At 66.0% G+C, this 12,800-nt stretch carries 12 protein-coding genes and 1 pseudogene; 9 read left to right on the top strand and 4 right to left on the bottom strand.

Translation table 11 applies throughout. From position 1 onward, the window contains the following. The first annotated feature begins 1 nt into the window (after nt 1). From HW532_RS13905 to HW532_RS13865, 9 genes and pseudogenes are all read left to right on the top strand, one after another. Nucleotides 2-883 carry a class I SAM-dependent methyltransferase gene (locus HW532_RS13905; RefSeq protein ID WP_213161041.1) on the top strand — a complete coding sequence of 294 codons (882 nt, stop codon included), beginning with the start codon at nt 2-4 and terminating at the stop codon, nt 881-883. Next, complete coding sequence (locus tag HW532_RS13900) at nt 876-2,150, top strand: glycosyltransferase family 4 protein (RefSeq protein WP_213161040.1); 1,275 nt, start codon at nt 876-878, stop codon at nt 2,148-2,150. The genes HW532_RS13905 and HW532_RS13900 overlap by 8 nt, the downstream gene beginning before the upstream one ends. A gap of 19 nt (nt 2,151-2,169) precedes the next feature. Then, the gene (locus tag HW532_RS13895; RefSeq protein ID WP_213161039.1) at nt 2,170-3,567 is read left to right on the top strand and encodes a hypothetical protein; all 1,398 of its coding nucleotides are present in this window, start codon (nt 2,170-2,172) and stop codon (nt 3,565-3,567) included. 331 nt (nt 3,568-3,898) lie between these two features. Continuing rightward, nucleotides 3,899-4,810, top strand: a complete 912-nt coding sequence (locus tag HW532_RS13890) for a glycosyltransferase (protein WP_213161038.1) — start codon at nt 3,899-3,901, stop codon at nt 4,808-4,810. Then, nucleotides 4,800-5,660 carry a class I SAM-dependent methyltransferase gene (locus tag HW532_RS13885; RefSeq protein ID WP_213161037.1) on the top strand — a complete coding sequence of 287 codons (861 nt, stop codon included), beginning with the start codon at nt 4,800-4,802 and terminating at the stop codon, nt 5,658-5,660. Before HW532_RS13890 ends, HW532_RS13885 begins: the two co-directional genes overlap by 11 nt. Next, nucleotides 5,657-6,859: a glycosyltransferase gene (locus tag HW532_RS13880; RefSeq protein WP_213161036.1), complete on the top strand. Its 1,203-nt coding sequence runs from the start codon at nt 5,657-5,659 to the stop codon at nt 6,857-6,859. The genes HW532_RS13885 and HW532_RS13880 overlap by 4 nt, the downstream gene beginning before the upstream one ends. Continuing rightward, a complete protein-coding gene (locus tag HW532_RS13875; protein WP_213161035.1) occupies nt 6,856-7,392 on the top strand; it encodes an LbetaH domain-containing protein in 537 nt (178 codons plus the stop codon). The genes HW532_RS13880 and HW532_RS13875 overlap by 4 nt, the downstream gene beginning before the upstream one ends. Nucleotides 7,393-7,406: 14 nt before the next feature. Next, nucleotides 7,407-8,049 (top strand): annotated as a pseudogene (locus tag HW532_RS13870) (class I SAM-dependent methyltransferase). After that, nucleotides 8,046-8,948 carry a glycosyltransferase family 2 protein gene (locus tag HW532_RS13865; protein WP_213161034.1) on the top strand — a complete coding sequence of 301 codons (903 nt, stop codon included), beginning with the start codon at nt 8,046-8,048 and terminating at the stop codon, nt 8,946-8,948. The pseudogene HW532_RS13870 and the gene HW532_RS13865 overlap by 4 nt, the downstream one beginning before the upstream one ends. A 72-nt stretch (nt 8,949-9,020) precedes the next feature. On the opposite strand, the gene HW532_RS13860 is transcribed toward HW532_RS13865, so the two are convergent. Genes HW532_RS13860 through HW532_RS13845 form a run of 4 tightly spaced genes read right to left on the bottom strand, consistent with a single transcriptional unit; the run spans nt 9,021 to nt 12,732 of the window. Continuing rightward, a complete protein-coding gene (locus HW532_RS13860; protein ID WP_213161033.1) occupies nt 9,021-9,770 on the bottom strand; it encodes an ABC transporter ATP-binding protein in 750 nt (249 codons plus the stop codon). Beyond that, nucleotides 9,770-10,534: an ABC transporter ATP-binding protein gene (locus tag HW532_RS13855; RefSeq protein ID WP_213161032.1), complete on the bottom strand. Its 765-nt coding sequence runs from the start codon at nt 10,532-10,534 to the stop codon at nt 9,770-9,772. The genes HW532_RS13860 and HW532_RS13855 overlap by 1 nt, the downstream gene beginning before the upstream one ends. 8 nt (nt 10,535-10,542) lie before the next feature. Beyond that, complete coding sequence (locus HW532_RS13850) at nt 10,543-11,703, bottom strand: branched-chain amino acid ABC transporter permease (protein WP_213161031.1); 1,161 nt, start codon at nt 11,701-11,703, stop codon at nt 10,543-10,545. Between the two features lie 3 nt (nt 11,704-11,706). Next, on the bottom strand, nt 11,707-12,732 hold the full coding sequence (locus HW532_RS13845) for a branched-chain amino acid ABC transporter permease (protein ID WP_213161030.1): 1,026 nt from the start codon (nt 12,730-12,732) through the stop codon (nt 11,707-11,709). Between the last annotated feature and the right edge of the window lie 68 nt (nt 12,733-12,800).

Here is a 12,800-nt window from a genome sequence, read left to right as displayed (position 1 = left end):
CATGGACCGAGGACAGATCGCCTACGCCTTCGACGGACTGTTGCGCAGAGCGCGCCAGAAATGTCTGTGCCCGAGCTGCCGGTCGGATCGCTCCGAGCGGGTCGACCGCAAGGTCTTCCACGAATTGCGGCGTTGCCGCGACTGCGCGCTGCTTTATCGCTGGCCCTACGAGACGGCCGAGGAAATGGCGCGCTTCTACCAGACGGACTACCGGCAGGCGGGCCTCACGACCGATCTGCCGGACGACGCCACACTGCGCACATTGCTCGAGACGGGCTTTGCCGGAACCCAGAAGGACTTCTCCCGTCTCGTCGACCTCCTGGCCGCCCTGTCCGTGCCGCAGGGCGCGCGCATCCTCGACTATGGCGCGAACTGGGGTTATGGCGTCTGGCAGCTCCGGCGAGCAGGATATTCCGCCCTCGGTTATGAAGTGTCACAGCCCCGCGCGCGCTACAGCGACAAGCTCGACGTGGAGGTCGCGACGCAGTGGCCCGAAATCGAGGCCCGGGGGCCCTTCGACGTCGTCTTCTCCGCCCATGTTCTCGAGCACACGCCCGATCCGGCCGGCGCGCTGCGCGAGCAGCTCGGTGTTCTGGCGCCGGGCGGATGGCTCATCGCCTGCTTCCCCAACGGGTCCGACGCCTTCCGCAAGGCCGATCCAGCCGCTTTCCACCGCCTGTGGGGGCGTGTCCACCCCGTCATGCTCGACGAGGCCTTTGTCCGCCACACCCTTCCGACCCCATCGCTCGCCGTCGGCGCGTTCTGTCCCGCGGATCTCGACCGGTTCAGGCACTGGGACCGCGCAACCGCGTGGACGGGAACGCTCGATACGGGAGAGCTCCTCGTCGTCTATGCCAAGAGCGGCGAGGCGGTCCATGCCTAAGTCCGCCACATCCCCGCAGTTCGTTGTCGCCCAGCTCGGCGCACGCCGGCATTACGCCATTCCGCGCATGCTCAACGACGCCGGCATGCTGTCACGTTTCCACACCGACATATGCGCGACCAAGGGCTGGCCACGCCTGCTGAACGCTGTTCCGCCCTCCATGCGCCCGGCCAGGCTCAGGAGCGTCATGGGCCGCATCCCCTCGGGCGTGCCCTCCCACCTCATCGAGACCCATGGGCGGTTCGGCCTCGATTATGCGAGACGGCTCACCCGTGCCCGCGGCCAGAAAGAGATCGCAGAGGTCTATTTGTGGGCCGGGAACGCCTTCGCCTCCCAGGTCGCGACCCAAGGGTTCGCGGGCGCCTCCGGTGTCTACACCTTCAACAACGGAGGGCTCGAGATCCTGCGCACGGCCGGTGCTGAGGGTCTTCGGACCGTCATGGAGCAAACCATCGCACCGCGCCGCATCCAGACAGACATCCTCGAAGCGGAGCGCGAGCGCCATCCCGATTGGGCCGAGGCATCGGTGGTCTCCGCCGCAGACGACGCATTGATCGCCCGCGAAGAGGAGGAATGGCAGGCCGCCGGAACGATCCTGTGCGGTTCGGCCTTCGTCCGCGACAGCATCGCACGGGCGGGCGGCCCGGCGGAGCGGTGCGTCGTGGTGCCCTACGGCATCGATTCCGGTTACGCCATGCCGTGCGATAGCACAGGCCATGAGAGCAGGCCCCATGACGGCCCCTTGCGCGTGCTGAGCGTGGGGACGGTCGGTCTGCGCAAGGGCGCGCCCTATGTGGCGGAGGCCGCGGAGCGGCTGGCGGGACGGGCGGCGTTCCGCATGGTCGGCGCCGTGTCCGTGCCGCCCGCGGCGCAACGCCGGCTCTCAGCGGTGCTGGAGCTCACCGGGCCGGTGCCGCGTTCCGAGGTCGCCCGGCACTTCGCCTGGGCCGACGTCTTCCTGCTGCCGTCGCTGTGCGAGGGCTCCGCGGGGGTGACCTACGAGGCGTTGTCGGCCGGGCTGCCGGTGATCTGCACGCACAATACCGGCAGCGTCGTGCGCCATGGCAGCGACGGCTACATTGTGGGCCTGCGCGATGTCGACGCGATTGCCGGCCATCTGGACCGGCTCGCCTCCGACCCCGACCTGCTCGCCCAAATGAGCGCGGCCGCGGCGGCGCGGCGCGGCGACATCGACCTCGACGCCTATCGCCAGCGCCTCCTCGCCGCCCTCGCCGTCGCGCCGGGCACGGAGAGGCTCACGGCATGACTCCGCAGCGGTTCGGCCAATGACGATTCATTTCCAGTTCGAGGACTATCTCTACATGGGGCTTGGGATGGTGCCCGTGCTTTTGGTCTTTCTGGCGACCTTCACGACAGGCCTCAGCACCCTGGTCAGCCTTAGATCGATCTATGTGCTGTGCATTTGGGTGCAATACCATCTATCGCCATGGCTCGCCCTGCGCGTCGGAGGATGGGATTCCATCCTCTTGAGAGCGCCTTTCATCAGCGATGGCCTGCTGTTCTCGACCTTATGTATGTTCGGCATAACGATAGGATACGGGCGCTATATTCCTTTGTCAGGGCATTCCTCCAAACAATTTGAACTCTACAAATCAAACCTTATCCGCCTAACCCCAGAAATTTTAACCATTACTTCATTTGTATTTTTGGCTTTGTCATTTTTCTCCACAATATTATACATTGGATCATTTGATATATTATTATATTATGACGGAACACGAGGTGCGGGACAATTCGATAATATCGGAATAATACAATCATTAATAAATCAACTTAGGACAATATCAATTGTATCTGGTTTGATATCAATCATATTAATGTCAATAATGTTTTCTGAATCCAAAAGTCAGAATAAAATCGCCATTTTTCCATTGTTATTTGTATTCATACTAATCTCATCAATCCCTCTAATGCACTCCTTCAGCCGGGTATCCGGCGCAATGTTCATCACCGCATCAGTAATTATCGTAACCATAAAAAAACCAAATATTCCAACATACATTATCTCGCTATTATTTATAACCATCGGCATCTATCTATCACAAATCGGAATCACCCATCGAGGCATAGTCGACGGTGGAATTATGCCGTTTATCATAGCAGCTCTCGATCCTCATGCGACGCAACTTTCATCCAACCTAGACTATGTGAACGGTGAAGTCCTAATCGGCCCCGGCACCAACTTTCTTGATGCCCTCGCACCGTTCACAGCACTTGTTTGGGCGGCAGGCAACGTCCAAACATCGACCATCGATTCCCTGCTCAAGCTCCTGCTCATATTGCAGCCTTTGCCAACATCGTTCTTCGGCGGCTCCGAAGCATTTCGAGTTGGCCCGACCCTCTCAGTCGTCTTCGGCACATATGGAAGCACTGGCATTACCAAGCCGGCGCTATCAGAACTCTACCTTCTCTTCGGGAATTGGGGGGCAATCTTCCTGTTCTTGCTGGGCTGGGTACTCAAGGCCGTAGATACCGACATCCGGAGAAGGGGCCGGATGCTAATGCTCATCCCCTACATGTTCTGCATCGTGGCCATCGTGGCGGCGGGCCACAATGGCTTGAGAGCTTTTGCGCGTCCCTTTGTGATCGCGCTCACTCTCTTCTGGTTCTTCAGATTCCAGGCTGCGAATCTCCTGAACCGCACTATCTCAAGGGCGAACTGACATGAATGTGAGCGTTATCTTTGAACGTCTCGGCCCCTATCATCATGCGCGAATGGCAGCCGTTCACCCTCGGGTCGGGTTGCACGTCATAGAACTGCTTCGGCGCGACACGACCTATGCTTGGGCAGTGGAAACCGACAAGCGCCCTTACCCGGTCACAACGCTCTTCGATGACGAAAGGGCCGATCGGTCGACCAATGAGCTCTTCAAGCGCGTGGGGCAGGAGCTCGAGAGCAGCGGACCGGATGTGGTGTGCATCCCGGGCTGGTCCCTCCCTGCTGCTCTCGCATCCCTTTCATGGTGCTCTGCCAGAGGAGTCCCAGCCATATTGATGTCTGCCAGCACTGCACATGACGAATTGCGCCAATGGTGGTCGGAACACATCAAGACACGCCTTGTCGGCATGTTCTCGTCGGCTCTCGTCGGCGGCGCTCCCCATGCTGAATATGTCACGCGGCTGGGCCTCGCCCCCGACGCAGTGTTCCTCGGTTACGACGTGGTCGACAACGCCCATTTCGCCGCCGGGGCGGAGCGTGTCCGCGCGGCGGGAGAGATGCCGGCAATGGGCGACGGGCCGCCGCTCGACGCCCGCTGGCGGGGGCGCTATCTCCTCGCCAGCGCACGGTTCGTGCCCAAGAAGAACCTGCCGCGCCTGATCCGCGCCTATGGCCTCTATCGCGCCCGCGCACAGGCGGAAGGGACCGAGGCCTGGCCGCTCGTCATGCTGGGCGACGGCGCGATGCGGGCAGAGCTGGAGGCGCTGAGGGACGAGCTCGGGCTTACCCCCCACATCCACATGCCGGGCTTCCGGCAATATGGCGAGCTGCCGGCCTTCTACGGCACGGCGGGCGCCTTCATCCTGCCGAGCACCACCGAGCAATGGGGCCTCGTCGTCAACGAGGCGATGGCAAGCGGCCTGCCGGTACTGGTCTCGCGCCGCTGCGGCTGCGCGGACACGCTGGTGCGCGACGGCGCGAACGGCTGGACCTTCGATCCCGAGGACGAACGCGCCATGGCGGAGGTCATGCTGAGGGTCGCCTCCGACACCGCCCGCGACGGCATGGGCCGGGCGAGCCGCCAGATCGTCGCGCAGTGGGGGCCGGACCGCTTCGCGGAGGGGCTCCATGCCGCCGCCCGCCGCGCGCTGGCCGCGCCGGCGCGAAAGGCCGGTCCGGTGGACAGCGCGCTCATGCGGCTCGTCGCCTCCGTCCAGGACAGGAGAAGGCTGCGCCATGCCGCCTGATATGCCACCCGATACCGGACCCGGACCGGCCCGCCTGTCCGGCACGCGCGACTCTTCGCCCGCGCCCGTGCCCCGCCCCCGCGACCCGGTCTCAAGCGCCCACCCCGAAAAGGCGGTCGACGGCTTCACCGCGCTCGACGGCACGGTGCGCTTCTACAGCTTCGTCAAGGCGATCCTCATGAGGACCTCGGCGCGCGACGTGCTCGATTTCGGGGCCGGGCGCGGCGGCTTCTGGTTCGACGATCCCTCGCATTACCGCAAGCACATGCGCGACCTGCGCACGACGGGTGCGACCGTGACCGCCTGCGATATCGACGAGGCGGTGCTCGGCCATCCCTGCTCGCACCACCGGGAGACGATCCGGCCCGGCGCGCCGCTGCCCTTCGCGGATCGCAGCTTCGACGTGATCGTGAGCGACATGACCTTCGAGCACATCGCCGAGCCGGAGGCGGTGGCCCGGGAGCTCATGCGCATCCTGCGGCCGGGCGGCTATCTGTGCGCGCGCACGCCGAACCGCTTCGGCTATGTGGCGCTCCTCACGCGCCTCGTGCCCAACGGGCTGCATGCCCGCCTGCTCGCCCGCATCCAGCCCGGCCGCAAGGCCGAGGACGTCTTCCCGACCGTCTACCGCATGAACAGCCCGGGCCGCCTGGGCGCGCTGTTTCCCGATTGCGAGGTCTCCTGCTTCCGCGACAGCGCGGAACCGGCCTATTTCTTCGGCAACGCTCTCCTCTACCGCACCCTTCTGGCCGTCCACAGGCTGCTTCCGGCGGCGCTCTCCACGACGCTGTGCGCCTTCATCCGCAAACCGAGCGGCGAGGACCGGCCCGGCGAAGGGACGATGCGGTGAGTGCAAGTATCGGGATCGTCACGGGCGCCCTGTCGCAGGCCGGCGGCGGCGTGTCGGAGGCGTTGCGCCTGTTGACCGGCGAGTTCGCGCGGCAGGGTGTTCCCGCAACCGTCTACGGCCTCGCCGACACCGCCGGCGCCCCGGCGCCGGAGGGCTGGCCGGACAGTGCGGCAAAGGCGTTCCCCGCGACCGGCCCGCGCAGTTTCGGCTATGCGGGCGGCATGGCGCAGGCCCTTCTCGGCGGCGGCCACGACCTCGTCCACCTGCACGGCATCTGGGGCTATCCGTCGATCGCCGCGGAACGCTGGCGGCGCGCGACGGGCGGGCCGACCGTCATCTCCCCCCACGGCATGCTCGACCCCTGGGCCTTGCGCAATTCGCACTGGAAGAAGGTGCTCGCCGGCGCGCTCTACCAGCGCGGCCATCTGCGCCGGGCGACCTGCCTCCACGCGCTCTGCGAGGCGGAGGCGGCGGCGTTCCGGGCCTATGGGCTCACCGGTCCCATCGCCGTCATCCCCAACGGGGTGGAGCTTCCCGGCGAACCGCTCGGCACGCCCCCGCCCTGGGCGGAAACGCTGCCCGCCGGCGCCCGCGTTCTCCTGTTCCTCGGGCGCATCCACCCTAAGAAGGGCCTGCCCGCGCTTCTCGAGGCCTGGGCGGAGGCCATGGCGTCGCGCGCGCTGCCGGAGGACTGGGTCCTCGCCATCGCCGGCTGGGACCAGGGCGGCCACGAGGCCCGCCTCAAGGCCATGGCCAGCGAGCTCGGCATTGCCGAACGCGTCCGCTTTCCGGGCCCCCAGTTCGGCACGGCCAAGCGGCAGAGCCTGGAGCGCGCCGACGCCTTCGTCCTGCCCTCGCTGTCGGAAGGCCTGCCCATGGCGGTGCTGGAGGCCTGGGCCCATGCGCTGCCGGTTCTCATGACGCCGCAGTGCAACCTGCCCGAAGGCTTTGCGGAGGACGCCGCACTCCGGGCCGACCCGACGTCCGCATCGCTCGCCGACGCCCTCGGCACGCTCACCGCCATGACCGACGCGGAGCGCCGGTCCATGGCCGGCCGCGGCCGCGCGCTGGCTGCCGGCCGCTTCGGCTGGCCCACCGTCGCGGCGGAGCTGCGCACCCTCTATGACTGGGCGCTCGGCGGCGGGGTGCGGCCGGCCACGGTCGATCCCGAAAACTCGTCACGTCCAGACAGCCCGTGACCCATCCTCTCAGACCCAATACTCTCGATATCGCCAACAAGCTTGGCCGTGCACTCTGGGGCGTCGTGTGGCTCGTCCTCTACCGCCCGACACCGCGTCCCTGTCATGGCTGGCGCCGCTTTCTCGCGCGGCTGTTCGGCGCAAAGCTCGGTCGCGGCGTTCATCTCTACCCGTCCAGCCGTATCTGGGCGCCCTGGAACCTGGAAATGGGCAACCATAGCTGCCTGAGCGAGTTCGTGGACTGCTACTGCGTGGACAAGATCCGCATCGGCAATCACACCACCGTCAGCCAGTACAGCTTCCTCTGCTCAGCGAGCCACGACTTCCGACACCGCGACATGCCGCTCGTCACGGCACCCATTACGATCGGCGAATGGGCATGGATTACTGCCGGCGTCTTTATCGCACCCGGCGTGACCGTCGGCGACGGTGCCGTCGTCACCGCACGTTCCTCCGTGTTCGACGATATCGCGCCATGGACCATTGCCAGCGGCAATCCGGCCATCCCGGTGAAACAAAGGGTACTGGAATGACCGCGACCGCCCCCATGCCCCCCTCGCAGGATATTGCCGGCTATCGTTATGGCGATCATGCGCCGACCCATGCGCATGGGTTCCTCATGCCCGCCGTCACGGGGATCCTGGAGCGGCTCTGCCGGGACCGGGCGGGCGGCATGGAGCGGCGGTTGTTCGATCTGGGCTGCGGCAATGGCAGCGTCGCGCATGCGCTATCGCGCGAAGGCTGGGCGGTGACGGGCGTCGATCCCTCCACGGAGGGCATCGCGCAGGCCCGGGCGCACTATCCCGACCTCGCGCTCGAGGTGGGCTCGGCCTATGACGACCTCGCCGCCCGCTACGGGCAGTTCCCCGTGGTGGTGAGCCTGGAGGTCGTGGAGCACGTCTATGCCCCCGGCACTATGCGGCGACGCTCTTCTCCCTGCTTGAGCCGGGCGGCGTGGCCATCGTGTCGACGCCCTATCACGGCTACTGGAAGAACCTCGCCCTCGCCGTCACGGGGAAGATGGACCGGCATTTCACCGCGCTGTGGGACCACGGGCACATCAAGTTCTGGTCCATGGCGACGCTTAGCACGCTCCTGCGCGAGGCGGGCTTTGCGGAGATCGACTATGAGCGCGTGGGGCGCATCCCCCGCTGGCGCGCTCCATGATCGCGATTGCGCGCAAGCCGTGACGCTCGCCGCCATCGTTCTGACGCTCGACGAGGCGCGCCATATCGCGCGCTGCATCGCGAGCCTGGACGGCGTCGCCGACACGGTGCTCGTCGTCGATTCGCACTCCACCGACGAGACCGCCGGGATCGCCCGCTCGCTCGGCGCGACCGTCGTCAGCCATCCCTTCGTCAATCATGCCGCGCAGTTCAACTGGGCGCTGACGCAGCTCCCGCCCGAGACGGACTGGGTGCTGCGCGTCGATGCCGACGAATATCTCACGCCCGGGCTCGCCCGCGAGATCGGTGACCGCCTGCCCGGCCTCGGACCCGACATTGCGGGCGCCACATGCTGCCGGCGGATCGCCTTCGAGGGCCGCCTCCTGCGCCATGGCGGGCTCCATCCGGTGCGCGTCCTGAGGCTGTTCCGCTTCGGCCGCGGACGCTGCGAGCCGCGCTGGATGGACGAGCACATCACGGTCGACGGCGGCACGGTGGCGCTCGACGGCGCGCTCGTCGACGACAATCTGAACTCGCTCACCTGGTGGACCGCCAAGCACAACGCCTATGCGAGCCGCGAGGCGGTCGAGCTGTTGAACCTCGACCACGGCTTCATGGCACGCGGAAACGGGGCGGAGATCAATGCCGGCGCGCAGGCCCGCCTGAAGCGCCGGGTCAAGGAGCGCGTCTATGCCCGCCTGCCGGGGGGCCTGCGCGCGCTCGCCTATTTCCTCTATCGCTATGTGCTGCGCCTCGGCTTTCTGGACGGGGCCGCCGGGGCGCGGTTTCACATCCTGCAGGGCTTCTGGTACCGCTATCTCGTGGACGCCAAGGTCGCCGAGGTCAAACGCCACATGGCACGGACCGGCTGCGGGCCCGTGGAGGCGATCAGGGACCGGCTGGAGATCGATATCGGCGCGTGAGGCGGGGGTCCGCCCGAGAGGGTGCCGGCACCGCATTGTCCTGTTTGATTGTCGCGGCGCCGGCCCGCTCCCTCACACGGCGAGATATTCCTGGCGCAGTTCCTTGTCTTCGAGCACCGCCTTGGCCGTGCCGTCATAGACAATCTGGCCCATGTCGAGGATCAGCGCGCGGTTGGCGAGCGCCAGCGCGGCGTCGGCATTCTGCTCGACGATGATGGTGGTGATCCCCAGCCCCTTGATCTCGCGGACAATGCGCTCGATGTCGCGCACAATGGTCGGGGCGAGCCCCTCATAGGGCTCGTCGAGCAGCAGGAGCCTGATGTCGCGGGCCAGCGCGCGGGCCACCGCCAGCATCTGCTGCTCGCCGCCCGACAGGGTGACGCCCTCCTGCCGGCGGCGCTCGGCAAGGCGCGGGAAATGCTCGTAGATCTGCTCCAGAGACCAGCCCCTGGGCTCCGCGATCTGGGCGAGCACCAGGTTCTCCTCCACCGTCAGCCCCGGAATGATCCGGCGATCCTCCTGGACGAGCTGGATGCCCTTGCCGGCCGCCTCGAAATCGCGGCATTTGTGGATCGGCTGGCCGTCCAGCCAGATCTCGCCCGATCTCAGAACGGGATCGCCGGCGCGCGCGAGCGTCCTCAGCGTCGATGTCTTGCCCGCGCCGTTGCGGCCGAGCAGCGCGACCACGTCGCCCTTGTCCATGGCGAACGAGACGCCCTGGACGATATAGCTCTCGCCGTAATAGGCGTGGATGTCGCGCACCCCGAAATAGGGCTCTGCCTCGGTCGCGGTGGCGGTGTCCGGCATGGAGATGGCGTTCATCAGTGGGTGCCTCCGAGATAGGCTTCCTGCACCTTGGGGTTGCCTCTCACCTCCTCGGGCGTGCCGTCGGCGATGATCTGGCCCTGCGCGAGCACGGTGATGCGGTCGGCCAGCGAGAAGACGACATGCATGTCGTGCTCGATGATCACCTTGGTCATGCCCCGCTCCTTGATCTTCATCAGGAGATCGATCGTGGCGTTGGTGTCGTGGCGCGACATGCCCGCCGTCGGCTCGTCGAGCAGGAAGAGGCGGGGATGCTGGACCAGCCCCATGGCGAGCTCCAGCCGCCGCTTGTCGCCGCGCGACAGGCTGGCCGCCACCAGGTCGTTCTTGCCGCCGAGCCCGACATCCGCAAGCCAGTGCTCGGCCTCCTCGCGGATCTCGCGCTGGCCGGAGAGGCGCTGCATGGCGTTGAGCCTGAAGGCGCCGTCGCGCTTGGCGAAGGCGGGCACCATCACGTTCTGGAGGATCGTGAGGTCGGGAAAGATCTCCGGCGTCTGGAACACGCGCACCACGCCGAGCTGGTTGATCTCGTAGGGCTGCTTGCCGGTGATGACGCTGCCGTCGAACACGACGGCGCCGGTGTCGGGCGCGATGCGGCCGATGCAGACATTGAGCAGCGTCGACTTGCCCGCGCCGTTCGGCCCGATAATGGCATGGGTCGTGCCCGCCTTGACCTCCAGATTGATCTCCGACAGCGCCGCCAGCCCGCCGAAGCTCTTGTGGACGTCGTCCACGTGAAGAACTGTTGCGTCCTTGCTCATCGGTCCTCCTACTCGGCGGGATGGAGTTTCGCCTGCTCTTCGCTCCGGCCGGACGGATCGTGCCCGGAGGAGCTGCGGCCGATGGCGGAACGGACGCGCCGCACCCCCTCCATCAGGCCGCCCGGCAGGAAGATGACGATCAGCATGAAGATCACGCCGAGGGTGAGATGCCAGCCTTCCCCGACGAACGGCCTGGTGATCGTCACGAGGACGTCCTCCAGACCGTCGGGGAGGAACGCGAACACCTCGTGCAGCCGCGCCTCGTGGAAGGCGGAGAAGATGTTCTCGAAATACTTGATCACGCCCGCGCCGATGATCGGCCCGACAAGCGTGCCGGCGCCGCCGAGAATGGTCATGAGCACCACCTCGCCCGAGGCCGTCCACTGCATGCGCTCCGCGCCCGCGAGCGGGTCGGTCACCGCCAGGAGCGCGCCCGCCAGCCCCGCATACATGCCCGATATGACGAAGGAGGCGAGCGTGTAGGGCCGCGTGCTGAAGCCGGTATAGCCCATGCGCGTCTGGTTCGACTTGATCGCGCGCAGCGCCATGCCGAAGGGCGAGCGGCTGATGCGCAGGGAGACGAAGAAAGCGACGATGAGCAGCACCGCGCAGAAATAGAAGCCCGGATAGCCGTTCAGCTCGTAGCCGAGGAAGACCGGGAAGGGCAGCCCTCCCGTCTCCGGCGCGCCGAAGACCCGGTCGAGGATGCGCGGATCCTGCAGCGACAGCTGCAGCCCGGTCTCGCCATTGGTAATCGGCGTGAGCACCGAATAGGCGAGGTTGTACGACATCTGGGCGAAGGCCAGCGTCAGGATCGCGAAATAGATCCCCGCGCGGCGCAGGCAGACATAGCCGATGACGACCGAGAACAGGCCGGCGGCGACCGTGCCGAAGAGGATCGCGGGAATGGCGTTCATGCTCAGAAGCTTGAACGACCACACCGCAGCATAGGAGCCGACGCCTAGGAAGGCCGCATGGCCGAAGGACAGATAGCCCGTGAAGCCGAACAGGATGTTGAAGCCGATGGCGAATATCCCGTAGATCGCGAAACGCTGGAGAAGGTCGGGATAGTTCGCGCCGAACGGATCGAGCCAGAACGGCATGGTCAGCACGGCGACGGTGAAGATGGCCATATAGACCAGATCGTTGCGCAAGGTCGTGGCGTCCATCGTTCAGCTCTCCATGACGCCGCGCTGGCCCATCAGTCCGCGCGGGCGCACAAGCAGGACGATCACGGCGATCAGATAGATGATCACCTGGTCGATACCGGGCAGGATCTCCTTGACCTCGTTCATCGAGGCGAAGCTCTGCAGGATGCCCAGGAGGAAGCCGGCCAGCACGGCGCCGGTCACCGACCCCATGCCCCCGACCACGACGACCACGAAGGACAGGACGAGGAAGTCCATGCCCATGTGATAGTTCGGCGGCACGATGGGCGTGTACATGACGCCGGCGACGCCCGCGACCACGGCGGCGATGCCGAAGACCACGGTGAAGCGGCGCTCGATATTGATGCCGAGGAAGCCGACCGTCTGGCGGTCCTGCATGCCGGCGCGCACCACCATGCCGTAGGTGGTGAACTGCAGGAAGCCCAGGACGAGCGCGACCAGGGCGAGCGAGAAGCCCAGATAGACGAGCCGCCACCAGGGATAGGCCAGCCCTGCGCCGAGCCCGAACCATTCGCCCACATTGGCGCTGCCCGACATGGTGTCGGGCGCGGTGAGCGGGATCGGATTGGCGCCGAAGAAGGCCTTGATGATCTCCTGCAGCACGATCGCCAGGCCGAAGGTGACCAGGATCTGTTCGGCATGGGGCCGGCGGTAGAAGAAGCGGATCAGGCCGCGCTCCATCACCCAGCCGACCAGCAGCATGACCGGGATCGCCGCCAGTATGGACAGCGGAACGGAGTACTGCACCAGGAAGGCGCCGAAATCGCCGAGCCAGTCCTGCACCACGGGCGTGCGAATCTCCGTCGGCGTGCCCCATGGCGTGAGCTTGGTCTCGTCGAGCTTGACGGTCTCGATCTGGAGGACGCGGTTGACCACGACCGCCACGAAGGCGCCGAGCATGAACAGCGCGCCATGGGCGAAGTTGACGACGCCGAGCGTGCCGAAGACGAGGGTGAGGCCGAGCGCGATCAGCGCGTAGGCGCCACCCTTGTCCAGCCCGTTCAGGACCTGCAGGAGAATTGAGTCCATCGAAGATGCTCCGGGGGAAGCGGTGCGGCCGCCCGCGAAAGGCGGCCGCACTCATTGCCAAAAGCGTG

It is taken from the genome of Kaustia mangrovi (assembly GCF_015482775.1).
In the GTDB taxonomy this organism is placed as follows: Bacteria; Pseudomonadota; Alphaproteobacteria; order Rhizobiales; family Im1; genus Kaustia; species Kaustia mangrovi.
This window is presented reverse-complemented; position numbering and strand designations above follow the sequence as displayed.